Origin of the sequence: Mycobacterium sp. ITM-2016-00316 (genome assembly GCF_002968335.2) — a bacterium.
Taxonomy (GTDB): Bacteria; Actinomycetota; Actinomycetes; order Mycobacteriales; family Mycobacteriaceae; genus Mycobacterium.
The window spans coordinates 1,504,781-1,528,069 of the sequence record NZ_CP134398.1; the positions used below are offsets into that span (position 1 = coordinate 1,504,781).

Sequence of the window (23,289 nt, forward strand, 5' to 3'; positions counted from 1 at the left end):
ACGGCGGACACTTTCCTGGCTCGCCCACCACAGGGCGTCGACGACCTAGAGGAGCCATTCAGATGTGTGCTGCTACACCATTTGTCACTAAGGAGCCCGATGGACTCGTCCCCGGCCCGATCGCCCAGGGCGGTTGGGGCCCCACCGTGGGGGGCCAGGTAGTCGGTGGGCTGCTGGCCCGCGCGGTCGAGCGTCACGCGGCCGACTCTCAGATGCAGCCCGCCCGGCTTACGGTCGACATCATGCGGCGCATAGCGCTGCGACCGATCCAGGTGGACTCATCGGTGGTGCGCACCGGCAATCGCATGTGCGCCATCGACGCCGAACTCGTTCAGGACGGACACGTCGTGGCACGCGCAAGCGCTCTCTATCTGCGTCGAGGCCAGCATCCGCAGCCCGAACCGTGGTCGACGCCGGTCACTATGCCCGCGGCACCACCCGAACGCCACAACTGGCCTGAAGACCGCCCCATGTTCATCACCTGCTTCGGACGCGATCCAGCCGCCGGAGGCGACGGCACCCAGTGGAAACACACTGGACCCAAGTACGCCTGGGTGCGCGAAGTCCGGCCCCTGGTCGACGACGAAGTGCTCACCCCATTCGTGCGGGCTGCAATGGCCGCCGATCTGACCAGTTCAGTGGCCAACTTCAGTGTCGACGGTCTGCGCTACATCAACGCCGATTACACCTTGACGTTGAGCCGCCTGCCAGAGAGCGCCCTCATCGGCCTGGCAGCCCTCACCCATCACGGGGCCGCCGGAGTGGCCACCGGATCGGCAACGTTGTTCGATGCGCGTGGACCTATCGGCACCGGCCTGTGCACCGCGGTCGCGAACCCGGCCTTCCGCATCCCGGACTCATTTACCAACTCCCCGCCCGAGTCATCGACTGCGTCGTGACGCTCCGTACCTTTAGCCACTCCGATCACTCTCGGTCACCTAGGCGCTTGGCCGACCTCGCGAAGATTCCTGTTCAAGCTCCCCGGTGTTCACGTGGTCACCGGTCCGGGGCGCCGCGATCGATGTGAACGGATTTGTGAACGAAACCGTGCGCAACGGCGCCGACTGCTTCGACACGGGGTGACATGCGAGACGCGAAATCGCAGCCGACCTGCACGGTAGCGACGTAGGCAGAAGTGTAAGACCGCAACCGACCGGCTCATAACCCAGAGGTCGCAGGTTCGAATCCTGTCCCCGCTACTAGTAGGAACGGCCCTCGGACTTCGGTCCGGGGGCCGTTTTCTTCGCCTTCATGGCTCGTGCGATGCAGGCAGTGGCCGACTTTCGCGCCGCCGCGGAGCGGTGTGCCAGTTGAGCCCGACGTGTTCTCCGGCTCGAACCGACCGCACTGGTCGAGGCGGCACGGCGCCGTCACATCACACCGAGACGTCGGTCTGCATGACACAGGTCCACTGGGCGCATCACGCGATGCTGGATCCTGCCGGTGGCCTCGGAGCTTCGCGCAGCGCGGACACTTCGGAGGTCGACGCTCGACGGCCGGGCTAACTCGTCATATCCAGGGCGGCCCGGACGATGCTGTCGGTGTCGATACCGTGGAATTCGTACACGGCGTCGAGTGACCCGACTTGCCCGAATCGGCTGACACCCAACGACTTGATCGGCACGTGGTTGACGGTCGCCAGGAAGGTCAGGGTGTGCGGATGCCCGTCGAGGACAGTGACCATGGGGGCGGCGCGGTCGGCGGGAAGGATCTGGTCCACGATCCATGACGGTCCGTCGCCGAGCCCGTGACGTGCCTGCAGCCCCTCGTACAACAATCCGGGGCTGGTGACGCACACGACCTCGGCGGCCACGCCGAGTTGTTCGAGTCGGTCCGCGGCGGCGAGGGTTTCGGTGACCATGGCGCCCATGGCGACCAAGGTGACGGCGGGTTTGCCGGTGCCGCGCAGGATGTACCCGCCGGCGACAACGTGGCGACGGCGGCGCTCCCGCGCGGCGGGATCGGCAGGGATCGCCGCGAGGTCTTGAAGGACAGGCCTGGTCGACAGTCGAAGATAGGACGAGGTGCCGTCAGGGCGTCCCAGCCGGGACAGACAATCCATGAGAATCCACTCGACGTCTACGGCGAATGCCGGCTCGAAGCCGATGCAGCCGGGCTGCTCCAGGCCGATGGACGGAGTCTTGATGGACTGGTGCGCGCCGCCCTCGGCTGCGAGCGTCACCCCCGATGGCGTGCCGACCAGAATTGATTGGCCCCCGGCGTAGATGCCGTACGACCACGGTTCCAGCGCGCGCTCGACGAACGGGTCATAGAGCACCCCGATCGGGAACAGTGGCTGGCCCCACCGGCTCCAGGTGGCGCCCAATTCCCCGATCAGTCCGACGAGATTGGTTTCGGCGATGCCGAGTTCCATGTGTTGGCCGGTGGGCTTCTCGCGCCAATGCATGATGGTTTCGCGGTCGTCGTCGAACCAGTTGCGTCGTTCATCGGTGGACCAGACACCCACCTTGTTCAACCAGCCGGCGAGGTTGGTCGACGAGCTGACATCCGGGCTGACGGTGACGACCCGTTTCGCCACCTCCGGTGCGTCTCTGGTCAAGTCGAGCAGGGCGCGGCCCAGAGCGGCTTGCGTGGTGGACACCGCGGGCGGGGTGCGGCCCAGATCCTTGGGCACCGCCGGCGGTGTGCTCACCCTCTGGCGGTCGCGGTGCAGGCGTTCGGCAGTGGCCGAACACAGACGTCCGGCGGGGCTGTCGTCGTCGAACTTGGCCCACGGTCGGGCGATGTCCTTGCCCAGGCTGTTCGCGAGGTCGGCGTACTGCTCGTCGCTCAGCAGCGACGAGTGATTCTGCGGATGTCCCTCGGTGGGAAGGCCGTAACCCTTGATGGTGTAGGCGATGATGACCGTCGGCCGCTCATCGTCGATCTGGGCGTAGGCCTTCCGCAGTGAAGCGAGGTCGTGTCCGCCCAGGTTGCGGATCGCGGCCAGCAGGGTCTCGTCGTCGAGATCGCCCAAGAGCATCGCGATCTCGTGGGCATCGGGCTCGGCGCCCGGCAACCGCTCGCGCAATTCTTCGGCGGTACACCGCAGAAGGCGCTGATATTCGGGGTTGGGCATGTCCAGGATGCGGCGTCGTAGCGCGTGGCCGCCGGACCGGGTGAACAGCGCCTCGAGCAGCCTGCCGAACCTCACGGTGATGACCTGCCACCCGGCCGCCGAGAACATCGACTCCAGGCGTCCGGCAGCAATGTTGGGAACCACCCGATCCAGGGACTGCCGATTCATGTCGACGACCCAGACGATCTCGCCGAGATATTGCACCGACGGATCCAGGATCGCCTCCCAGACCGCACCCTCGTCGAGTTCGGCGTCACCGACCAGTGAGTACTGTCTGCCTGTGCCGGTGGTGGCGAAGGTGGTGTCGACGTAGCGGCGGGCGAACGCGCCCCAGATGGGGGCGGTGGCACCGATACCGACCGAGCCAGTCGAGTAGTCGACGGGGTCGGGGTCCTTGGATCGGCTCGGATAGCTTTGCAGACCACCGAATTCCCGTAGGGTCGTCAGGTACTTCTCGTCGAGTTCGCCGAGGAGATAGTTGATGGCATGCAACACCGGCGAGGCGTGCGGTTTGACGGAAACCCGGTCCCCGGGCTGAAGCTGTTCGAACCACAGGGACGTCATGATCGAGACCATCGACGCCGAAGATGCCTGGTGGCCACCGACTTTCATTCCGGTCGGGTTGGGCCGGACCCGATTGGCGTGGTGCACGATCGCGGTCGACAGCCACAGCGCCGCATCGCAGACCTCCTTCAGCGCTGCGCCGTGGGCATGTGCCGGCGCCGGCGATGTCGGATGCGGCAGGCTCATGATTGCTCCTGGTGGTGGTGCACCGGGTTCTGACCGGCTTCGGTCCGAACGTTACTCAGCGGCGCCCAGGCACTCAGCACGAACGTCGCGAAATGGTCGATTGCGTCGACTCCGTTACGGCTGCGCCACACGACGTGACCGTCGGGGCGGACGACGACGGCGCCATGCTCGCCAATCTCGAAGAGATCGAGCATCGCCGAACGGGTGTCGGGGCTGGGCGGGGTGAGCCCGGTGATGGTGATCGGGACGTTTGCGAGCGACTGCGGCATCTTTGCGGCCCAGGCCGGTGGGTCGGCGGTGAACAGCGTCAGCCCGGCGGGTCGGATCAGGTCGTGCAACGGCCGGATTTCCCCATCGCCGTCGCCGACCAGAGCGTGTGGCAGGCGTGTGCCTGGGTGTGTCGTCGGCACGTAAATGGACACGTCGCCGTCGGGGCAGGGGCCTTCGATACCCGTGTCGATCAGCGGACTGACGTAGGCGTAGCCGAATTCCAGACCGCTGGCGACAAAGTGTTCCAGTTGACCGGGGATGGTCTCGGCCATGCGTCGTCGCAGGCGCCGACCCCGTGTGTCGTCTCGCAACAGTCGCTTCGTCCGAGAGGTCTGTGCCCGGGTCAGACCATCGGCGACGGAGGCCATGACGCGGTCGGGAATCCGCGACAGCCACGGCTTGGCCATGAACTCGGTGGCCTGATGGAGCGAGCGGTTGGTGATACCCAGTGGCGCGGTGACCTCGTCGAGCTTGAAGTGGTTGGTCGTGCTCTGCTCGGCGAACCGGGCGATCACGGGTCTGCGTTCGGTCTCGTAGGTGTCCAGCAGCGTGTCCGGTGCGCCCGAGTCGAGCACTGCGGCCAGCTTCCAGGCCAGGTTGTGGGCGTCTTGGACCCCGCTGTTGAGGCCGAAACCGCCGGTGTGCGGGAACCGGTGTGCGGCATCGCCGATCAACATCAGGGGTCCTCGGCGAAACGTGCTGGCCAGCTGCGAGGTCATGGTCCACGTTCCCGTTGACCGGATCTGGTAGTCCGCCCCGCCGATCACGTCGGGCAGCTGTCGATTCCAGTAGTTCTCGCTGTCCCGTGCAATGAGCTGCGCCGGATGCAGGTACGGCGTCATCAGCACGTAGTCGTCGTCGGCGTGGGCGATCATCACTCCGCTGAAGCGGGGGTGATAGATCCAGCTCAGCAGAGGGCGGTCGTGGCCCTCCGGGTAGAGCCGCGGCGCGTGGAAGAAGACGCTGCCCATGTTGGCCAGGACCGGGCCGGTCATCGCGATGCCGGCCCGGTTGCGCAAGGCGCTGTTGGCGCCGTCGGCGGCGACGAGGTACTGCGGCGTCTCGGTGATGGGCGCCAGCCCTGGCGGCTGGAGCACGAGCGTGCCCTCGTCGAGGTCGGCGCGCCAACCGCGGCGGAAGTCGATCAGGGCCTCGTCGTCGAGCGCCTTCCACAGGGCCGGCATGAGGAGATGCTGACCGATGTGAGAGATCAGGAACGGGCTGTGCCCTCGAACCTCGGCAAGCCGCTCCGGTTCGGAGAGCAGGTCGATCTGGCCCAAGGGATCAGCGCGGACGTCGGTGCACCACCGGATGATGTTCACCGTGTCAATCGCCGGCGTCATCGTCTCGAGTGTGCGAACCAACTTGGGAGAAGCCTGATTCCAGATCTCCAGGGTACGGGCGTTGACCACGTGGGCCGCGGGATGTAGTCGGGTATCGGTGCGTTGGTCGACAATGGTACTGGGAATCCCGTAGCGGGCCAGTAGTAGCGCCAGCGTGCTACCCGCAGCACCAGCACCGACAATGACGATGTCGTGAGTAGTCATGCGTCACAGTGTCTTCCATGTGAGGGTGCGCTTGTTGGCTCTCTGTTTGGTCCCCGGGCGCGTGCCGGCGCCACGGGACAGCAGCTCGACTTCCTCGGTGCCGGCGCGCAATCGTTCCAGAAGGTAGTCCGGGTCGGTGTTGACGCCGATCGGGTTGTCGGCGAACTCCCGGCTGTTGAAGTAGTCCGCTGTCTGCTGAGCGGTAGGGAAGTTCTCTACCTGAAACTCAAGCCGGATGCCCTCGGGGTCCTCGTAGTAGAGGCTGGTGGTCGGACCGTGGTTGATGGACCAGACCGGCTTGATGCCAACGCCTTTCAGGCGTTCGTAGCTCAGCAGAAGCTGCTCCAAGGAGGGAAAGGTGAACGCGAGATGGTCTATGCCGTAGGTCTTCCGCCGCAGCCGTGCCAACGGAAAGATATGTCGCAGCGGTGGTGGGAGTTTGACCAGCGCGAGGCGGTGACTCTCGTGATCCCATGTGAGAAAGGCGATGTGATCGTCCTCGTGGACGACGCGGGCGCCGAACACGTGCCCGTACCAGTCGATCATCTCCGTACTGCGGGCGGTCTTGACCACCCAGTGGGCGATGAACGAGGGCACCACGCGGTCGGGGAGTCGGCTCAGGTCGGGTGCCGACGTCACCTCGTCGTTGCCCTCGGGGGTCGACGGCTGCGGGCTCGGAGAGGCACTCATGCGTCGTGTCCTTTCTACGGTGCGGTGATGGTGGTCCGCTGGGTGCCAAGATCGAGAACACCGTCGGCGCTGCGGATCGACGCGTTGATCACGTCACCGGGCTGCAGATAGGGCTTGCGCTGGTTCAGCTTGACGAACGCCGCCCAGAGTTTGTCCTCGGGCAGCAGCGCGGTGGCCAGTCGGCGCACCACCGGTGGCGGCGAGGTGGCGACACATCCGTGCGGCGTACCGGTGAGCAGCATGTCGCCGGGACTGAGATTGCAGAACTCGGTCAGTTCGGTCAGGGTCTCCGCGGGGCGGTAGAGCATGTTGGCCGTGTTGTCGCCTTGGCGTGGTTCGCCGTTGACGTCGAGTCGCAGGTCGAGGTCATCGAGCACGGCGAAGTCGTCGGGTTCGAGCGCGGCCAGAACGGGTCCGGTGGGGCAGAAGCCCCGGTAGCTCTTGCCTTTGAGGAACTGACCTTGGGGCAGTTGCACGTCTCGGGCGGACAGGTCGTTGGCGATGGTCACGCCGAAGACGTACTCGTGCAGGTTCTCCGACGTGATCGTGGTCGGCGTGCTGACGTGTCGGCGCATCACCAGGGCCAGTTCGATCTCGTAGTCGAGTAGCGCGACGTGGGAAGGACGGATGACCGGCCCGTCGGGCCCGGTGACGGTGGCGTCGGTCTTGTCGAAGAACAGATTGAACGCCCGCTCGTCGGGATTCATGCCCGATTCGATCGCATGCTGGCGATAGTTGGCGCCCTGACACATCACCCGGCACGGGGTCGTGACCGGCGAGAGTTGCTCGACGTCGTCCAACCCAAGGTTGCCGACCTTCGTCGCGGCTGAGCGCCAATCCGACTCACCGCGCTCGATCAGATCGGCGGTTCGGTCGTAGTTCCCGTCGAGGGGCGAGATGACGCCGCCGGCGAGGACACCCCACCCGACGCGTTGTTCGTGGCGGTAGCGGATGAGGTGGGTGACCACCGGATCTCCTTGTGGTTGGCAGCGGGCCGGACGAATCCAGTCAAGACCGCGGAGCCATCCCGATACTCGGTTCGAGATCCAAAACAGAAGTGTTCAAGTTGGACTTGAATCCAATGGGCCGACGACGTCTCTCGTCAGGCTTGCTTGGGTAGGACGGCATCTCCGAGGTCCTCGGCGAGGGTGAGCGCGGCGTGTAGCTGCAGGCGGCGGTGGGTGGCCGGTCGGCCGCGCAGCTGTTCGGCGCGCTGCACGCGATAGGCGACGGTGTTGCGGGCGACGTGAAGATGTTCGGCGGTGCGAGCCAGGCTGCGATCGCGGTCGAGGTAGGACTTGAGGGTGTGGCGCATGACGGGCACCGATGCACCGGGACCCGCCAGCGCGCCGAGCTCACGGGCGACGAACTCACCGGCGGCGGGCAGGTCCGCGCTGAGCATCGCGATGATGTCGAGATCGATGTAGTGCAGGAGCCACTGGTCTCCGGTTGACATTGCGCCGACGCGGGCGGCGTGAGCGGCCTGCTGATGGCTGCCCCGGAATCCGTCGACGCCGATACCGTCCACCCCGGTCGCGACCCGCACGCCGGGCGGTACCAGCACCGAATCTGCTTCGCCCGGCACCGGTGGGTGGGCGGTGCGCGACCCCCACGCCCACACCCGGTGGGCGCCGACCGGCAACACGATGGTGGACGTGCAGCCGGCCGAGTCCAACACGGCATCCGCGGCGCGCCGTAAATGAGCCGGGTCTGCCGGACTGGGGCCCGCAGTCCAGACGATGACCGCGAGATGCCAGCGACTCAGGTCGTAACCCAGTATGCGAGATGCCCGCGCCAGCGGAATCTCCTTGCCGGACAAGATGTTCTCGACGGTCTCCATGCGCAGGGCCGTGGAGCTGGTCAACCACGCCTCGTGCGCACGGGCGTACTCGCTCGACATCCGCTCGTTCACGACCTCGACCAAGCCGAACAGGAGTTCGCTGATTCGTCGCATTTCCCCGAAGCGCTGCGACTCCGGGATCACCCGTGCTGCGGCGTCGAGCAGCACCTCGGTGGCAGTGGCGTGCGCGAGATGGATGCTGCGCAGCATGTGTTCGATGCCGATCCCGCGCGCCACCACCTCCGCCGGGCCCGTCAGCACCTCCGGCATGGCCGGGAACGACTCGTGCATGTCGCCGGAGAGCGCCGTGAGTGCCGCGAGTGCCACCGCCTCGCAACCCCTGCGCACTTCGACAGCGACCGCGTCGACCGCGAGCTCTGGAATGGCCGAGGTGATGCGGTCGGCCATCGTCGCGCCCAGTTCGACCGCCCAGCCCACCGGCCCCTCTCCGAGCAGTGAGACCAGTTCTTCGGCGCGGCCCGGTAGAAGGGATATTCCCGAAAATGGACCTTCCTCAGTGGGTTCGAGTTTGGTCAGCCACGGGCGCTGCATCACACCGGCCGGCCAGTCAACCGTTACTGCCTTCGGTCGATCGTCACGCGGCATCGTTCACTCTGCTCTGCCGGCGGACACGGTGAGATGGAGGCGATCGATGATCCGCAGTGCTTGTGCAGGGTCGCCGCCATCGAAGACCGCGGCGTGTATTCCGCGCATGGCCCCGGTGATCGCGTGCGCTGCTGCCGGGATATTGGTGTCGGGATCAATCGCCGCGGATAGCGCGCACCTCGCCAGGATTTGCGCGACGGCCTGCTCGAAGGTGTCATGCCAACGCTCGGAAAAGCTGTCTGACCGCGGAACTCCGAGGTCGCGGAAGAGGACGTGTGCCGAGGGTGTCGCATAGATGGCTTCGGCGGACAGGCGTAAGAACGTGCTCAACTGCAGTAGCGGCTCGTCGGGCCATTGGGCGCCTTGATATTGATGGCGCATGGCTTCGATCAGGATCACGGCAGCGTTGTCTACTGCCGCTCTGAACAGTTCGCGCTTGCTGTCGAAGTGATGGAAGGCCGTGCGCAGCGCGACACCGGAGTGCCGGGCCACTTCTTCGACGGTGATCTGGTTGTAGTCGTGATCGCGTAGCAACTCCTGCGTGGCCTTCATCAGACGCAGATCGGTGGAGATGGACCCGGCGCCGGCGGACGCATCGTTGACCCATCGGTGCACGGTGGCAGGGTGCACGCCGACCTCTTCGGCGACGGTCGTTGCACGTTGTCCGCCGAGTACTCGCTCGACGGCGGCCTGCCGCTCTGAGGCACTGATGCTCGACCTCCTGGCCATTCGTCGATCCTACGAGCATCACATATTGCGCCAATTGCACTCATCATGCAATAGTCGCGTATGCATGCAGCGTTCCGCTCCTTGCAAACGACGACGGGCAGCTGACACGCAACGGAGGCACATCGTGCGCGACGACGACCGCGCAGTGCGAGCGCTGGTGACGGGTGCCAGCTCGGGGATCGGAGAGGCCTTTGCGAAGGCGCTCGCCGCGCGCGGTTGTGATCTGGTGCTGGTGGCTCGCCGCCAGGATCGGCTCGACCTGCTGTCCAAACAACTCGAGGCAAAGTATGGAATCTCTTGCGCCTCGGTGGATTTCGACCTATCGGTCCAGCGTCCGGGCACCCAGTTGCGCGCGCTCGTCGACGGCGATGTCGACCTGTTGGTCAACAGTGCAGGTTTTGCCACTCAGGGGCCATTCTTGGACGGTGACGCGGAGGATTACGCACGCGTTCTGGCCGTCGATATCGGTGCAGTCGTCGACCTGTGTCATGCGTTCCTGCCGGAGATGGTTCGACGACGTCGTGGCGCCATCCTGAATGTCTGCAGCACGACCGCCTATCAGCCGGTACCGACCCTGGCTGTCTACGCCGCGTCCAAGGCGTTCGTGCTCAGCTTCAGCCAATCCCTCTGGTACGAAGCAAAACAACACGGCGTCACAGTTTTATCGTTTGCGCCGGGACCCACCCACACTGAGTTCTTCGACGTGATCGGCGAGACCGCCACCGCGGTGGGCCGCCTGCAGTCCGCCGATCAGGTCGCGGCGGCAGGTTTGCGGGCGCTCGACCGCCGCTGGACACCGCCGTCTGCGGTCTCGGGAGTCAGCAACTCGATCTCGGCGGCATTGGCACGGCTGATCCCCAGGCGCGTGCTGATGCCGGCGCTCGCGAGGTCGCTACGACCAGTCAAGGTCCGAAGATGACGACTGGTCAACGGTTGCCGTGCCGCCCGACGTGACGTACGGCAACGGATCTCGTTGCACGACAAAGCCATTTATTTTCGACGACAGGAGCACGGCATGATTCTGGTCACCAGCGCAGCGGGTGGTGTCGGACGCCCTCTGGTTCGACAACTCGTCGCCAACGGACAAGTTGTGCGGGCGTTCGTCAAGAACGAAGACCAGGCGCGACGATCGCGCGGAGACGGTGCCGCAGAGATCGTGATCGGTGATCTGAGGCGACCCGGCGATCTTGAACGCGCGCTACGCGGAGCCCGTCGGATCTACCATGCCGCCCCAACTCAGCTCGTCGACGAACTGCCCGTGGCCGAACGACTTATCGAGGCAGCCCAAGACGAACAACTCGATCAGGTCGTCTTTCACTCGGTCATCCATCCCGATATCGCCGAACTCCCTCATCATCGGCAAAAGCTCAGGGTCGAGGGGATCTTGCGCGACTCGGGTCTGCCCGTGACGGTGCTTCGCCCCTCGCACTACATGCAGAACGTTCTGGACTTCTGGGACTTCTTCGGCGCGGGCCTCCTTCCGTACCCCACCTCGCCAGAGAGTCGAATGGGCGTGGTCGACGTCGAGGACATTGCCGCCGCCGCGGCCAACGTGTTGATCACACCGGGTGGACACATCGGAAAGACCTATGACCTGTCGACGGTAGAACTCACCCGCCACGACATGGCGCAAATCTGGAGCCGCGTGCTCGGTCACCCCATGGATGCCGTCCGAATTCCCCCACAGGCGCTGACAAATCCGCTGGTGGCCATTGGGCCCTTCGGTTCTGCAATCGGTAAGTCGTTGCTGGCGACCAGATTAGGTTCCCTTCCCGACGTCGTTCGGGGGTTGCGGGCGGCTCCGAACGCTCGAGGGTTTCGAAGTTGGTCGTCCGATGCGCAGGACACTTACGTGCAGATGATGAAGTACTACGACGTGCACGGACTTCCTGCAGGCAACCTCGATGATCTGTCGAAAGTATTGCCGCGGAAAGCAATCGACTACGAGCAGTTCGCTCGTCGTACGGCTACGGCGCGCGGGGTCGCCGCGCCGTGATGCCAATGGAACCGGGGGAGACCTCACCTCCCGGAGATCGATGGACCGCGACGTGGCGTTTCTTTCAGGAAGCGAGCAGGAGTGCCGCGGTGACAAGCATGGTGGCAGCGGTTGCGCCGTGGATTCCCCAGGCGATGGATGCGGGGCCGCCGTTGCGTAGCACGATGACGGCGTCTGCGAGCGGGATGATGGTCGCAGCCAGGATTACCGATCCCAGCACGTGTGGCTGGCCCGCTGCCATGACGATGATGACGATGAACCCCGATGCGATGTCGCGGATGCCTTTGATGCTCATATAGGCGCCGACTGACGGCTGGGTGAGATCGGGTTGTAAGCCGTAACCGGCGGCCGCGGCGCGGGGGGCAATGAGAAATCGAGCGCCGATGACGATGATGGCCGCGGCGATGAGTCCGGCGAGCGTGTAGGCGACGGTGATGACGATGGTCATGGCGCACTCCTGTTTGGCGAGAATGGATTCGGTCAGTGCATCGGTGAGAAAAGGGTCGGGTCGAGGGCTATCGACTGGACATCGGTGATGTTGTCGATGTCGAAGCCGGCCATGTCCGCGGCGAATTCGGCGCTGGCCATGATGCTGGCTGTGAGTTGGGCAGGGTCGGCGCCCGGTGGGTAGCTGATCAACGCGATGAGTCGGTTCGTGGCGTCGTCATGTTCGGTCCACACACCATGGGTGGTGATCCCGAAAGTCGTGAAGGTCACCAGATGGCGCGCCCAGTGCACGGTCGCGTACTGTTGCAGCGCTTCGGGCGATCGCAGAGTGTAGATCCTGAGCTGGAACATCGGATGCTGTTCTCCTTCATGTGATTTCGGGTTGGCTGGCATCGCGGTGATCGCGCTAGGTCATCAGCACTACGCAGAGGGCGGCCACTGCCAGCCCCTGCAGTCCGGCGCGGACGCCGATGATCGAGTCCCACTTCGCTTGCAGCGCCCGCCCATTCGGGAGCGTGCGGCCAGCGTCGGCGGCTGAAGTGAGTTGTCGGTTGATCGGTGCGCTCAGCCGCGTATAGAGCACGAGCCAGCAGATCAGCAGAACCAGGGCGATGCCCGCGGCGATCGCTTGTACCCAGTTGGCGGTTGCGGTGGCTACGGCCGCGGTGATCGCGGTGGCGATGAGTCCGAGCGTTCCGGGCACCGGCATGCGCCGGTCGCCGTAGCGGTGCACGTTTCCGGTGATCGCGACCAGGGCGTCGTCGTCCAAGGCCGCCAGGGCCGGTTTCAGCACGATCGCGCAAAACGCGTCGGTGCCGTAGACAACCGCGGTACACAGCACCGCGATTACAGCGGCAACTTGCGTGATGAGGTCCGGGGGCATGGTGTCACTCCTCGTCGATCGAACTGCTAGCAACGCTAACCCTTGATGGGATAGCGGTCAATAGCGTCGCTAGCGTTGGTATCAGTGCTACTGTTTCGGTATGGCCCTTAGCGATCGCCGAGAACGGGAGCGGGCCGCCCGGCGACGGCTGATCATCACCACGGCTCGCAGGGTGGCCGAGGCTGAAGGCTGGGATGCGGTGACCACGCGTCGGCTCTCAAATGAGATCGAGTACAGCCAGCCCGTGTTGTACAAGCATTTCACCGGCATGGACCAGATTGCTGATGCGGTCGCCGTCGACGGCTTCGGCGAACTCGCCGAGGCGATGGGGGCTGCCTGCTCCGGCCGCGATTCGGCCGCTGACGCGCTGACCCGCGTTGCGCACGCCTACATCGACTTCGCCCGCAGCAACCCAGCCGTCTATGACGCGATGTTCACCCGGGCAACTTCCATGCATTTCGCCGCCCACGACGTTCCCTCGCAGTTGACCGCGGCCTTCGCCGAGTTGCGCCGCGTGGTCGACCTCATCACTGACGACGAGGACTCCGACGCCCTCACCGAGGTGCTATGGGCGGCCCTGCACGGACTGGTCACCCTCAGCCGTGCCGACCGGCTACGCCCGGGCAACGACACCGTGCGACTTCGACTACTCGTCGCGCAGTTCACGGCGAGAAGCGAAGCGCGGTAGTTGGCGATCTTGGCTGCGGGCATCGGGCACAAGACAAGCACTGCCTGACCACGGCGCAGAACCGTTGATGGCGTGGGGGATCGGCGATTCATGCCCAACACGCCCAGGTTCGCCGACAGCGGCGCCACCCCCGATCAATCAGCCTGAGATCTGGCTAACCGGCGGTTTCTCTCGCGTGGCCGGCTGGTCGGCCTGGCACGATCGTCGCGAGCAGCGACACCACGGAATTGGTAGCGGCTCTCAGATCGGTCTCATCCCTGTGCTCTAGCCACTGCCGGTAGGCGGTACGGAAGATCTGGACTCCCACATGAGCCGCGAGCTCGGCTATATCCGGGTCGACTCCGCGCTGATGCAGTGCGCTGCCGAACTCGTCGGCCATCTGATGCTGTTTGACCAGTTCGCGCTCCCGCAGATAGGGCGTCGATGCGATCATTGCTTCCCGTCGGCGCAGGGAATCTCGTGAAGCCAGACCTTCCCAATTGAATCCCGCCAACATGTGAGTCACTGCCTCCAGCGGCTCCGCGACGTCAGTTGTGTGGAGCATTTCTTGGACGAGCGCCGCGCGCAGCATGTCCTCGTCGGCGAACAGAACCTCTTTCTTGTCCGAGAAATACCGGAAGAAGGTCCTCGTCGTGACGCGAGCACGCTTGGCGATCTGGACAGCAGTCGTGTCCTCGAACCCTTGCTCTTCGAACAACTCCATAGCGGCCTGCTGTAGCCGCTCTTTACTGCCCTGTTCCCATCGCGGCACAGCCAGACGATACCCCGGTGATGACGCGGCGTGACAACGCGTGGTGTCGCGTTTCGGCGACGCGTGTGGCTCGGTTCACATGCGGGCGCCGTGTCGGGCCGCACTCCTGATGTCACGCCGCGACATCAGTGGTAGCGTGATGTCACGTCGCGACAACAAGGTCGGGTCGGGGAAGGCGGGGTATTCGATGGTCAACAGTGGCAATCCAGCTACGGTGCTGCTGGGCAAGGCCGGCGATTCGCCGGCGTACTGGTATCGCGGCGTGCTGTGGAACGTGCTATTGTCCGCGAACCAAACACGCGGTGAGTTCACGTTTATCGAGCAGATCATCCCGGCAGGCGCCGGTCCGCCGGCGCACATCCACGAGCGCCAGGCCGAGGGCTTCTATATCCTTTCCGGCGAGATCGAGTTCGTGGTCGGCGAAGACGAGGTCGTACGGGCCGGGCCGGGTTCTGTGGTGTGGGTTCCGAAATCCACGAGGCACGCGTTCCGCGTGATATCCGACGAGGATGCCCGTGTACTCAACTTCTATGCCCCAGGCGGTTTCGACGACCATCTTCCGTTTTACGGTGTGGAGGCCACTGTGCAGACTCTTCCTCCTGCGGATCTCGGTGTGTCGGAATTGGACCGGGAACGGCAGGGCGCCTCGCAAGAACGACGGGATGCCTACCTTCAGCGCCTCGCAGACATCGCCGAAGGAACCTGGGACTTCACGATGCCCGACCCGAACCAGAAATGATGCACTGGCTTTGGTGTGCGAGAACACTGTCTGCAGCGCCGCACGGGCGGCCACACCAGTCGAGCGCAGATCGCGCCCTGGCGGGTTCTTGTCGCCGAAAGCCCATCTCGTGCGGGGCGCGAACGCATGGTTCATGAGCGCCCCGGCGCGCTATGCGCGTTCCATGTCGATTCGATCCGACAGCAGAAGGGCGACATGAGGACAATTCACCTCGACCAACCCGAATGTCTTTGGCGAATAAACAGATTCAGCCGCTTTGGTGTGGTCAGGGCGCGCGGGAGTCGACGATGAAACGTATTCAGTATCACAAGTACGGCGGGCCCGACGTCATGCGATTTGAGGACTTCGAGCCGGCGCGCCCGGGCAACGGGGAGTTGATGGTTCGCGTGAAGGCCGCGGCGGCTAACCCGTATGACTGGAAGGTCCGCAACGGGGACATGAAGATGATGACCGGCCGCACGTTTCCGCGGGGACTGGGCTACGACTTCGCGGGTGTCGTGGAGGCGGTCGGGCCCGGTGTCACGCGGCTCGCAGTGGGCGATGACGTGCTGGGTGTGGCCCCCATGAAAACCAGCGGTGCCTTCGCGGAAATGATCGTCGCGATGGAAAAGGGCATCGTCAGGAAACCGGCCCGGCTGTCCTTCGAGGATGCGGCTGCGATTCCGACTATTGGTGGTGCCGCGCTGCAGGGCCTCGTGACCAAGGGGAAGCTACAGACGGGGCAATCCGTCTTCATCCATGGATGTCTTGGCGGGGTCGGGCGGGCTGCTGTCCAAATCGCCTTGGCTCGCGGGGCCGCGAGCGTGGGAGGAAGTTGCCGTGCCAGCCGCATGCCGGATGCCCGAGTGCTCGGCGTTGACCCGGTCGTCGACTTCGACTCCATCCCAAGCGATTTAGCGAAGAAGTTCGACATCGTCTTCGACACCGTGGGCACGCTTGCGCCAGCGACGGCGCGTAGGTTGCTCGCGTCCGGAGGGCGCATCATCGACATCGTCCCTTCCAGCGTGAAGAAGTTCATCAAAAGCGCGCTGCCGGGTCCCTACAACATCCTGATGACCCAGCTCGACGTCGACAGTCTCGAAGAGCTTGCCGGGATGTGTGCAGCAGGAACTCTGAGACTGCCGATCGCTCAAACGGTACCGCTCCAAGATGCGATCCCAGCGCTGACCGAGCTCGAACGCAACAACACCCCAAGAGGCGGCAAGTTGATCATCACAACAAGCTAGCCACCGCAGGGCACTCACACCTGCCCGACACGCGAGACGCTGACTCGCAGCCGACCTGCACGTGAGCGGCGTGGGCTGCAACGGCAAGAACGCAACCGGCCGGCGCACAACCCAGAGGTCGCAGGTTCGATCCTGTCCTCGCTACTAGGTAAAACGGCCCCCGAAGATTTCTCCGGGGGCCGTTTTCGTGCCCGCAGGGGAGCGCTGTGGGAAGTCCTGGTCGCGTCTGGACACCGAACAGCTGAGCAAGCTTTGTCCCGGGCGCTCTGTCGAACCGGATAAAGAACGAGCCCATTTCCCATACGATCGGCCAAGAAGTTCAGACGGCCGTCCTGCTTGCATGATTCAGAGCAACGAGCGCATCACAGGTACCCTCGACGGAACGAGAAATCTATGTCCGACTCCGCGTTTCAGATCTTGGCGATCGGGCTGTACTTCGCTCTGATGCTGGCGATCGGTTTCTACGCCTTCCGGCAGACCAGCGACCTCGACGACTACATGCTCGGCGGCCGCAGGCTCACCCCGACCGTCGCCGCGTTGTCGGCCGGCGCGTCAGACATGTCCGGATGGCTGCTGCTCGGAGTGCCGGGCGCCATCTACGCCTCCGGCCTCCTCGAGTCGTGGATCGTGATCGGCCTGGTGATCGGAGCCTGGCTCAACTGGAAGTTCGTCGCACCGCGACTGCGGGCATACACGGAGATCGCCAACAACTCGATCACCGTGCCGAGCTTCTTCGAGAACCGGCTGCGCGACAAGTCACATGTCCTGCGGATCGCGGCCGGCACGATCATCCTGGTCTTCTTCACGTTCTACGTGTCGTCCGGCATGGTCGCCGGCGGCGTGTTCTTCGAGACGTCGTTCGGTTCGTCGTATCTGGCAGGGATGCTTCTGGTCGCCGCAATCACCATGTGCTACACGCTGTTCGGTGGTTTTCTGGGTGCGTCGCTCACCGACGTTGCGCAGGCGGTGTTGATGTTCGCGGCGCTCGTCACGATCCCCGTCGTCACGATCATCGCGACCGGCGGACCGGGCGAGATGGTCAATCTGGTCCAGGCCGCCGACGCCGCGCACAACGCCGCCAACCCCGGCGACGAAATCCACCGCACGTCATTGTTCTTCGGCGGTAGTTTCCTCGCCATCGTGTCGGCTGCGGCCTGGGGACTCGGCTATTTCGGCCAACCGCACATCATCGTCCGGTTCATGGCGATGCGCTCCTCGGCCGATGCGAAGGCCGGTCGTCGGATCGGCATCAGCTGGATGATCCTCACCTCGGCAGGTGCGATCACCACCGGCTTCGCGGGCCTGGCGTACTTCTTCCGCGAGGGAGTGACGCTGGACAACCCCGAGACCGTGTTCCTCCAGCTGGCGCAGGTGATGTTCCATCCCCTGATCGCCGGGATTGTGCTCGCCGCAGTGCTGGCGGCCATCATGTCGACGATCTCGTCGCAACTCATCGTGTGCTCGTCGGCTCTGGTCGAGGACATCTACCGGGCGTTCGGAAAAGAGGCCAGTTCGGCGAGGTTGGTCACCTACGGTCGGCTCGGGGTGCTGACGGTCGCTGTGGTGGCGGTTCTGTTGGCGCTCAACCCGGATGGGACGATCCTCGACCTTGTCGGCTTCGCGTGGGCCGGCTTCGGGGCCGCGTTCGGCCCCCTGATCATCCTGTCGCTGTTCTGGCGCAAGCTCACCTCGGCCGGTGCGATCGCCGGCATGATCGCCGGTGCGGTGGTGGTCGGTATCTGGGGCCAGACCGAGTCGCTGTCGAGCGCGATGTACGAAATCGTGCCCGGCTTCCTCGCCTGCCTGGTGGTGGCCGTTGCCGTATCGCTCATGACTGCCCGCGAGGACGACGAGATCCAGCGCGAGTTCTCCGATATGGCCGAGATGGCTCACGAGCCCGCGGCGCCTGCCTGACGCCCCGAGATCGGCAACCGGCCCTAGCCGCTTCCGTCGGGCTGATCGTTGTTCTTGTGTGCGCCCCATCCGTGGACTCGGTCGATTTCGATGAGTGCGCTGACGCGGGGGCGGTCCCGGTCGGGGTAGGGCTTGCCTTGGTAGTGCTCGGAGAGTGCGTCGATGTCGGCGAGTCCGTCGTCCTCGTAGATGCGGGTGACGTGTCCGATGGCGGTGACGTGGGTGTACCAATCGTTCTGGTCGATGACCGTCAGTGATACACGTGGGTCTCTGCGCAGGTGTTCCAGACGTTTTCGACCGACATCCATATTGACGAGCAAGTGATCGTCTCGGTAGAGATACCACGTCGCGGCAGACACCGGTTGACCATCGCGCCGGGTCGTGCTGATGACGGCGGGGTTGGGCTTTTCCAGCATGAGCTTGGCTTCGTCGGCCAGAGGTGAGGATGTCATTTTGGGTTCTCCAGATCGCCCGTAAGTTCGGGATATTCGCAGGATGCCCCGCTGCTGTCCGTTCTAAGCCTGGGCCATCAATGTCCGTCACACCTTTTTCCGACCCGGACGCGCCGCCGGCCGGGGTCTACGACGTGCACACCCCCAAGCGTGCTTCCTGCGCCGCCAGTATGTCGACGACCACCGCGGCGACGGTGCCTGCCAACGGGATCGGGGAGCCGACCTCGGTGTCGTAGAGAAAGTGCGAGGACGCGACACGCCGCGACGCGGATCACACCTTCGGCGGCACATGCCGAGCCGCGCTGCTGCCCTTCGCCCGCAGCGGTGAGATTCCGGACGCGGCCATCCACGCGGCGCTGTCCACCGCGATCGCCGCGCTGGTCAGCCAACGCTGATCAACACCACCCCGACCACCACCACTGCGGACGCGATCGCGCGGCGGCCGCCGAGCTTCTCGCCGAGGAACACTGCTCCGATCAGCGCGCCGAAGATGATGCTCGTCTCCCGCAGCGCGGCGATCGGAGCCAGTGCCCCGCTGGTCTGCGCCCACAGCACGATCGAGTAGGCGGCCAGCGAGATGATCCCGCCGGTGATCCCTGCCCCGGCCGACGCACGTAACGCCGGCCCGAGCCGGCCGCGGCGCCGGATCACCGCCAGCACCGCGATCGGCGGGCCCTGCAGCAGGAACATCCACCCGATGTAGGCGGCCAACGGCGCCTCTCGCACGCCGAGCCCGTCGACGACGGTGTACGCGGCAATCATCACGCCGGTGAGTAGCGCCACCGTCACAGCTGGGATGTCGCGGCGGCCCGGCCGGCCGCCGGCGAACACCAGCGCGGCGAGCCCCGCGGAGATCGCGATCACCCCGGCCAGTTCGCTCGGCGGGAGGTCGTTGCCGAGCACCACCACCGATACCAGCGCCACGATCCACGGCGACGTGCCGCGCGCCAGCGGATACATCTGGCTGAACTCGCCGAGCTGGTAGCTCGCCAGCAGCAGCAGGTTGTAGCCCACGTGCAGCGCCGCGGACGCGATGATGAACGGCCACGCGCCTGCTGGCGGAAACCCCGCCAGCACCGCCAACGCCCCGCCGCCGATCATGTCGACCGCGCCGATGAGCGCGAAACCCACCAGTCGGTCGTTGACGTTGTGCGCCAGCGAGTTCCACATGGCGTGCAGCAGCGCTGAGAACAACACGGCGAGGGCAATGATCGGCGTCATCCGAGGACCTTCCCGGTGGCACGCGCGCGCCACCGCAAGATCCTCCAGGCTTTTATCCGTTCAGATGACCGCGAGTGTTCGGAACTCCCGGTGGCGACGCTCGGACCAGTCGCGTGTGACCGCCGGAACCCTAGACGCTATCGGCGACGACTCTACTCGCACGCGTTCGCCTCGCCGGGTGCCGGCCGGCGCAAGCCGCCCCCGCTGTTGAAGGCAGTCATGCGGTGGTCTGTTCCGCCGTGGCGTGGGCGACCAGTCCGGGGCGATAGGACGTGGGTGGCGCGAGGGCAGCGGCGTCGTCGGTGGCCTGATACACATACCGGTCTGGCCGCACGATGAGGTAGCGGGCACCGTTGTCGGTCAACGCATTCCACAGCTGACCGCTGGGGTCGCCCAGTTCGCCGTCGATGACGACCGACGTACCGGGTCGAATGGTCAGGAAGCGCGCGCCGATCCGCTGCCACGCCGCCAGGTGTTGCGGCGTCATCGTCGCGCGGGGATCGACGTCCATTCCGAGGATGCTCCAACCGAGCCCGAGTGCCTGGTCGACGCCGACTTGTTGCGCGTCTGCCATGGCGACCCGCGCCGGGGTCAGGAGGTAGCCGACCGGAGACCGCTTGCGCGGAACTGTTGTCAGACAACCACGGCCCAGAGGCGTCGGTTCCACGACCTTACGGGTGATGGCGTCCGCGGCTCCGGGCACCTTGGCGACGACCCGGAACGCGATGTCGCGCAGGCGAGCGATCGACCTGCTGGGCGGCATGACCAGTCGACCCAGCAGGACCGCCCGGCCGGTCATGGCGTCGTGGTGCGGTTCGCGTTCGCTCTGGTAGGTGTCCAGGAGGTCGTCGCCGGCATGACCGGCGATCGCGGCGTGGATCTTCCAGACCACATTTGCCGCATCGCGGAACGCCCCCGAAATCCCCTGACCGGCAAAGGGCGGCATCACGTGTGCCGCGTCGCCCAGCAGCAGCACCCGGCCCCTGCGCCACTCGCGTGCCTTGCGCACGTGGAAGGTGTAGGACCAGGTCCGGGCGATCTCGACGTCGTCGGGGGTGACGCCCTCCTCGGCCAGCATGCGCCAGACGTTCTCCGGTTCGAGCATGGACTCGGCGTCTTCGCCGGCATTGATGCGCCACTCCCAGCGGTAGTAACCACCCGGGCAGGGACAGCGCACGCCGGGCCGGGTCGGCGAGCACACGAAGTCGAAGTGGGGTCCACGGTGTAACGGCCGTTTGGTGCGGGCTTGCACGTCCATCCACTGCTCGGAATACGACTTGCCGGCAAACTCGATACCCAATTGCTTGCGCAGCGGGCTACTTCCGCCGTCACAGGCCAACACGTAGCGGGCCCGCACCAGGCGGTCGGTGCTGTCGGCGTCGGCGACGCGAAGGGTGACCGCCTGACCGTCCTGCTCGACGAACTCGGCGGTCCAGCCGGCGAGCACCTGGACGTGTGGCCAGCGCCTGAGCCCCTCGCGCAGAGCATGCTCCAGCAACGGTTGGTGGAAGAAGTTCGCCACCGCATGTCCGGTGTAGCGGGTGGGCCCGGTGGGGCCGACGATGAACGGCTTGCCGTTGAGTCCGATGAAACGTGCAGTCACCCCGAGATGCATGTGGGCGGTGACGTCGTCGTAGAGGCCGAGGTTGTCGATCGCGCGCAGCGCTTCGTCGTCCAGGGCGATCGCGCGTTGGCGTTCGAAGATCGCCAGATCACGTTCGACGACCAAGGTCCGCAATCCCAGTTGGCCGCAGGCATTCGCGGCGGCCGCGCCCGATGGGCCCAGGCCGACGATGACCACGTCGTAGATCTCGGGTGCGTTCACGGTTTGTCCTCCGTCACTGCGGCATCGCATTGGTTGTCGGTCGAGCTGAACAGAGATCCAGAGTCCTTCGAGATCGGCATCGGCATCGTAGGAGGAAAGGGTTGGTAGCGCGGGACCTGCGTGACGAGCTGAGCGACACTCCTCGACGTCGCCATCACGGTGCGATCGGGTCTGACCAACGCGGCGACGGTGTGACCGCGGCGTAGCCACCGGGCCATCTCGGTACCGGGTGCGGCGAAATATGTTGTGCAGCCGCGCTCTTCGGCCAGCAGGTGCTGGGCCGACGTGAGCGGCAGCGAGGTGATGAGCGCGAAACCCAGACCCAGGACGTCGTCGACCCGGCGGCCGTCCGGCAACACGGAGTTGGGGCACAATGTCCCGGTCAGTGACCGAAGGCCTCGGCGGCGTCGAACAAAGCGGGAGCGGTGCAGCGCCGGTGTCGACGAATCCATGATCCGGTTGCGCATGCCCGGTATCAGCCCCAGCCGTGGCACCACGATGCGACGCAGCAGCGAGCCGGTCTCACCTCCCGCGGTCATGAATCTGCCGACAACCAGGGCCAGTCGAACCATGGCTCGCGCGTGTGGTTTTCGTTCGCGCTCGTAGCTGTCCAGTGCCGACGGTGGCAGGTCACCGGAAATCACACCTGCCAGCTTCCATGCGAGGTTGGCTGCGTCGCGAAGTCCGGCACCCATGCCCTGGCCGATGAAGGGTGGCGTCAGGTGGGCGGCGTCACCGAGCAAGAAGACGTTCCCCCGGCGCCAGCGGTCGGCGAGCTGGGCGCGGAAAACATACTCGGCGACCCGGATGAGGTGCAGCTGGTCCTCGCCCACAGTTCCGGTCCACGGCGCGATCAGCGGCTTGAGCGCGGTCAGGTCGCAGAAGTGTTCGGCGGTCTCGCCGTCGAGCAACTGGAACTCCCACCGGTAGCGGGTGTCTCCGATACGCATGTAGGTACCTGCCCGTACGGGATCGCAGACCTGATGGACGCCCTCCCACTGGCCGAGGTCCGCGGTGGTCTCGACATCGATCACCAGCCAGCGTTGCTGGAACCGAAGGTCGACCATCTGCGCGCGGATCGTCGAGCGCACAAAGCTATTGGCGCCATCGCAGCCCAGTACGTAGTCCGCGTCCACCTGCTGGGTGGTGCCGTCACCGCGGTCGCGGTAGCTGACCCGAGCGCCACCGTCTGCACGCTGCTCGATGCCGATCACCTCGCAGCCGCCCCGCACTTCGATGCCGGGGTAGCGGGTGAGATTCTCCCGAAGGACAGATTCGAGCTCGGGTTGGTCGAACATGTTTGCTTGCGGAAAACCATTGGTGCTGGGCAGGGTATCTCGGTGGAACTCGGCAAGAACACGGTGATCGTGGTCGCGCAGCTGTAGTCCGTGGGCCGGGCGCGAGATGGCCGCGAACCGTGCGGAGAGGCCCAACCGCGCGATGATGCGATAGACCTCGTCATCCATGTGTACCGCGCGGGGTTGCGGATAGACCCCGTCCCACCGGTCGAGCACCAGACTGCTGATGCCGTACTGCGCCAGCAAGGTCGCCACGGTGGCACCGGTAGGACCCGCACCGACGATGACGACGGGCGGTCCGGCGGCAGTGATCAATCTCAGATGCGGAGTCACTGAAT

Annotated in this window: 22 protein-coding genes; 8 read left to right on the forward strand and 14 right to left on the reverse strand. The window is 65.2% G+C overall.

The features are described from left to right. Positions 1-146: 146 nt before the first annotated feature. Positions 147-899 carry a thioesterase family protein gene (locus tag C6A86_RS07230; protein ID WP_311101065.1) on the forward strand — a complete coding sequence of 251 codons (753 nt, stop codon included), beginning with the start codon at positions 147-149 and terminating at the stop codon, positions 897-899. Positions 900-1,501: 602 nt separating this feature from the next. On the opposite strand, the gene C6A86_RS07235 is transcribed toward C6A86_RS07230, so the two are convergent. The 6 genes from C6A86_RS07235 to C6A86_RS07260 all read right to left on the reverse strand — a co-directional run bounded on the left by C6A86_RS07235 (position 1,502) and on the right by C6A86_RS07260 (position 9,511). Continuing rightward, positions 1,502-3,829 (reverse strand): transketolase-like TK C-terminal-containing protein, encoded by a 2,328-nt coding sequence (locus tag C6A86_RS07235; RefSeq protein WP_105365721.1) that lies wholly within the window; start codon positions 3,827-3,829, stop codon positions 1,502-1,504. Then, positions 3,826-5,646 carry an FAD-dependent monooxygenase gene (locus C6A86_RS07240; protein ID WP_105365720.1) on the reverse strand — a complete coding sequence of 607 codons (1,821 nt, stop codon included), beginning with the start codon at positions 5,644-5,646 and terminating at the stop codon, positions 3,826-3,828. Before C6A86_RS07240 ends, C6A86_RS07235 begins: the two co-directional genes overlap by 4 nt. A gap of 3 nt (positions 5,647-5,649) precedes the next feature. Next, positions 5,650-6,336 (reverse strand): VOC family protein, encoded by a 687-nt coding sequence (locus C6A86_RS07245; protein ID WP_105365719.1) that lies wholly within the window; start codon positions 6,334-6,336, stop codon positions 5,650-5,652. Between the two features lie 14 nt (positions 6,337-6,350). Beyond that, positions 6,351-7,304, reverse strand: coding sequence for a fumarylacetoacetate hydrolase family protein (locus C6A86_RS07250; protein WP_105365718.1), 954 nt, complete (start codon positions 7,302-7,304; stop codon positions 6,351-6,353). A 134-nt stretch (positions 7,305-7,438) separates the two neighbouring features. Then, entirely contained in the window at positions 7,439-8,782 is a 1,344-nt protein-coding gene (locus C6A86_RS07255) for a helix-turn-helix domain-containing protein (RefSeq protein ID WP_311101066.1), read from the reverse strand. Between the two features lie 3 nt (positions 8,783-8,785). Next, a complete protein-coding gene (locus C6A86_RS07260; protein WP_105365717.1) occupies positions 8,786-9,511 on the reverse strand; it encodes a TetR family transcriptional regulator in 726 nt (241 codons plus the stop codon). Between the two features lie 124 nt (positions 9,512-9,635). On the opposite strand from C6A86_RS07260, the gene C6A86_RS07265 reads away from it, so the two are divergent. Together C6A86_RS07265 and C6A86_RS07270 are read left to right on the forward strand one after the other, a co-directional pair. Further along, the gene (locus C6A86_RS07265; protein ID WP_233213212.1) at positions 9,636-10,430 is read left to right on the forward strand and encodes an SDR family oxidoreductase; all 795 of its coding nucleotides are present in this window, start codon (positions 9,636-9,638) and stop codon (positions 10,428-10,430) included. 96 nt (positions 10,431-10,526) lie between these two features. Further along, positions 10,527-11,507: an SDR family oxidoreductase gene (locus C6A86_RS07270; RefSeq protein ID WP_105365715.1), complete on the forward strand. Its 981-nt coding sequence runs from the start codon at positions 10,527-10,529 to the stop codon at positions 11,505-11,507. Positions 11,508-11,571: 64 nt separating this feature from the next. Here C6A86_RS07270 and C6A86_RS07275 read toward each other — a convergent pair whose 3' ends face one another. Genes C6A86_RS07275 through C6A86_RS07285 form a run of 3 tightly spaced genes read right to left on the reverse strand, consistent with a single transcriptional unit; the run spans position 11,572 to position 12,837 of the window. Next, on the reverse strand, positions 11,572-11,955 hold the full coding sequence (locus C6A86_RS07275) for a DUF4267 domain-containing protein (RefSeq protein ID WP_105365714.1): 384 nt from the start codon (positions 11,953-11,955) through the stop codon (positions 11,572-11,574). A 32-nt stretch (positions 11,956-11,987) separates the two neighbouring features. After that, entirely contained in the window at positions 11,988-12,305 is a 318-nt protein-coding gene (locus tag C6A86_RS07280; RefSeq protein ID WP_105365735.1) for an NIPSNAP family protein, read from the reverse strand. Between the two features lie 55 nt (positions 12,306-12,360). Next, positions 12,361-12,837, reverse strand: coding sequence for a DUF1772 domain-containing protein (locus C6A86_RS07285; protein WP_105365713.1), 477 nt, complete (start codon positions 12,835-12,837; stop codon positions 12,361-12,363). Between the two features lie 100 nt (positions 12,838-12,937). On the opposite strand from C6A86_RS07285, the gene C6A86_RS07290 reads away from it, so the two are divergent. After that, complete coding sequence (locus C6A86_RS07290) at positions 12,938-13,525, forward strand: TetR/AcrR family transcriptional regulator (protein ID WP_105365712.1); 588 nt, start codon at positions 12,938-12,940, stop codon at positions 13,523-13,525. Between the two features lie 154 nt (positions 13,526-13,679). On the opposite strand, the gene C6A86_RS07295 is transcribed toward C6A86_RS07290, so the two are convergent. Beyond that, positions 13,680-14,228, reverse strand: coding sequence for a TetR family transcriptional regulator (locus C6A86_RS07295; RefSeq protein WP_233213211.1), 549 nt, complete (start codon positions 14,226-14,228; stop codon positions 13,680-13,682). Between the two features lie 187 nt (positions 14,229-14,415). Between C6A86_RS07295 and C6A86_RS07300 the strand changes: the two genes are divergently transcribed. The 3 genes from C6A86_RS07300 (at position 14,416) to putP (ending at position 18,155) form a co-directional block, all read left to right on the forward strand. Continuing rightward, positions 14,416-15,015 carry a cupin domain-containing protein gene (locus C6A86_RS07300; protein ID WP_233213210.1) on the forward strand — a complete coding sequence of 200 codons (600 nt, stop codon included), beginning with the start codon at positions 14,416-14,418 and terminating at the stop codon, positions 15,013-15,015. Positions 15,016-15,302: 287 nt separating this feature from the next. Continuing rightward, positions 15,303-16,241 (forward strand): NADP-dependent oxidoreductase, encoded by a 939-nt coding sequence (locus tag C6A86_RS07305; RefSeq protein WP_105365710.1) that lies wholly within the window; start codon positions 15,303-15,305, stop codon positions 16,239-16,241. 393 nt (positions 16,242-16,634) lie between these two features. Then, a complete protein-coding gene (gene putP / locus C6A86_RS07310) occupies positions 16,635-18,155 on the forward strand; it encodes a sodium/proline symporter PutP (RefSeq protein ID WP_105365709.1) in 1,521 nt (506 codons plus the stop codon). Positions 18,156-18,178: 23 nt separating this feature from the next. On the opposite strand, the gene C6A86_RS07315 is transcribed toward putP, so the two are convergent. Further along, positions 18,179-18,607: a PPOX class F420-dependent oxidoreductase gene (locus tag C6A86_RS07315; RefSeq protein ID WP_105365708.1), complete on the reverse strand. Its 429-nt coding sequence runs from the start codon at positions 18,605-18,607 to the stop codon at positions 18,179-18,181. Positions 18,608-18,687: 80 nt separating this feature from the next. Here C6A86_RS07315 and C6A86_RS07320 point away from each other — a divergent pair, with 80 nt between their 5' ends. Beyond that, positions 18,688-18,843 carry a hypothetical protein gene (locus C6A86_RS07320; protein ID WP_158263328.1) on the forward strand — a complete coding sequence of 52 codons (156 nt, stop codon included), beginning with the start codon at positions 18,688-18,690 and terminating at the stop codon, positions 18,841-18,843. 145 nt (positions 18,844-18,988) lie between these two features. On the opposite strand, the gene C6A86_RS07325 is transcribed toward C6A86_RS07320, so the two are convergent. The 3 genes from C6A86_RS07325 to C6A86_RS07335 all read right to left on the reverse strand — a co-directional run bounded on the left by C6A86_RS07325 (position 18,989) and on the right by C6A86_RS07335 (position 23,284). Continuing rightward, entirely contained in the window at positions 18,989-19,828 is an 840-nt protein-coding gene (locus C6A86_RS07325) for an EamA family transporter (protein WP_105365707.1), read from the reverse strand. 217 nt (positions 19,829-20,045) lie between these two features. Beyond that, the gene (locus tag C6A86_RS07330; protein WP_158263327.1) at positions 20,046-21,653 is read right to left on the reverse strand and encodes a bifunctional 3-(3-hydroxy-phenyl)propionate/3-hydroxycinnamic acid hydroxylase; all 1,608 of its coding nucleotides are present in this window, start codon (positions 21,651-21,653) and stop codon (positions 20,046-20,048) included. Next, entirely contained in the window at positions 21,650-23,284 is a 1,635-nt protein-coding gene (locus C6A86_RS07335; RefSeq protein WP_233213209.1) for a bifunctional 3-(3-hydroxy-phenyl)propionate/3-hydroxycinnamic acid hydroxylase, read from the reverse strand. Before C6A86_RS07335 ends, C6A86_RS07330 begins: the two co-directional genes overlap by 4 nt. Positions 23,285-23,289 lie beyond the last annotated feature (5 nt).

What these genes read in the sequence shown, in the direction of transcription:
- C6A86_RS07235 (WP_105365721.1), bottom strand. Translation starts at nt 3,829, where the DNA reads ATGAGCCTGCCGCATCCGACATCGCCGGCGCCGGCACATGCCCACGGC.
- C6A86_RS07240 (WP_105365720.1), bottom strand. Translation starts at nt 5,646, where the DNA reads ATGACTACTCACGACATCGTCATTGTCGGTGCTGGTGCTGCGGGTAGC.
- C6A86_RS07245 (WP_105365719.1), bottom strand. Translation starts at nt 6,336, where the DNA reads ATGAGTGCCTCTCCGAGCCCGCAGCCGTCGACCCCCGAGGGCAACGAC.
- C6A86_RS07255 (WP_311101066.1), bottom strand. Translation starts at nt 8,782, where the DNA reads ATGCCGCGTGACGATCGACCGAAGGCAGTAACGGTTGACTGGCCGGCC.
- C6A86_RS07260 (WP_105365717.1), bottom strand. Translation starts at nt 9,511, where the DNA reads ATGGCCAGGAGGTCGAGCATCAGTGCCTCAGAGCGGCAGGCCGCCGTC.
- C6A86_RS07270 (WP_105365715.1), top strand. Translation starts at nt 10,527, where the DNA reads ATGATTCTGGTCACCAGCGCAGCGGGTGGTGTCGGACGCCCTCTGGTT.
- C6A86_RS07275 (WP_105365714.1), bottom strand. Translation starts at nt 11,955, where the DNA reads ATGACCATCGTCATCACCGTCGCCTACACGCTCGCCGGACTCATCGCC.
- C6A86_RS07280 (WP_105365735.1), bottom strand. Translation starts at nt 12,305, where the DNA reads ATGTTCCAGCTCAGGATCTACACTCTGCGATCGCCCGAAGCGCTGCAA.
- C6A86_RS07285 (WP_105365713.1), bottom strand. Translation starts at nt 12,837, where the DNA reads ATGCCCCCGGACCTCATCACGCAAGTTGCCGCTGTAATCGCGGTGCTG.
- C6A86_RS07290 (WP_105365712.1), top strand. Translation starts at nt 12,938, where the DNA reads ATGGCCCTTAGCGATCGCCGAGAACGGGAGCGGGCCGCCCGGCGACGG.
- C6A86_RS07295 (WP_233213211.1), bottom strand. Translation starts at nt 14,228, where the DNA reads ATGGAGTTGTTCGAAGAGCAAGGGTTCGAGGACACGACTGCTGTCCAG.
- C6A86_RS07300 (WP_233213210.1), top strand. Translation starts at nt 14,416, where the DNA reads ATGTCACGTCGCGACAACAAGGTCGGGTCGGGGAAGGCGGGGTATTCG.
- C6A86_RS07305 (WP_105365710.1), top strand. Translation starts at nt 15,303, where the DNA reads ATGAAACGTATTCAGTATCACAAGTACGGCGGGCCCGACGTCATGCGA.
- putP (WP_105365709.1), top strand. Translation starts at nt 16,635, where the DNA reads ATGTCCGACTCCGCGTTTCAGATCTTGGCGATCGGGCTGTACTTCGCT.
- C6A86_RS07315 (WP_105365708.1), bottom strand. Translation starts at nt 18,607, where the DNA reads ATGACATCCTCACCTCTGGCCGACGAAGCCAAGCTCATGCTGGAAAAG.
- C6A86_RS07320 (WP_158263328.1), top strand. Translation starts at nt 18,688, where the DNA reads ATGTCCGTCACACCTTTTTCCGACCCGGACGCGCCGCCGGCCGGGGTC.
- C6A86_RS07325 (WP_105365707.1), bottom strand. Translation starts at nt 19,828, where the DNA reads ATGACGCCGATCATTGCCCTCGCCGTGTTGTTCTCAGCGCTGCTGCAC.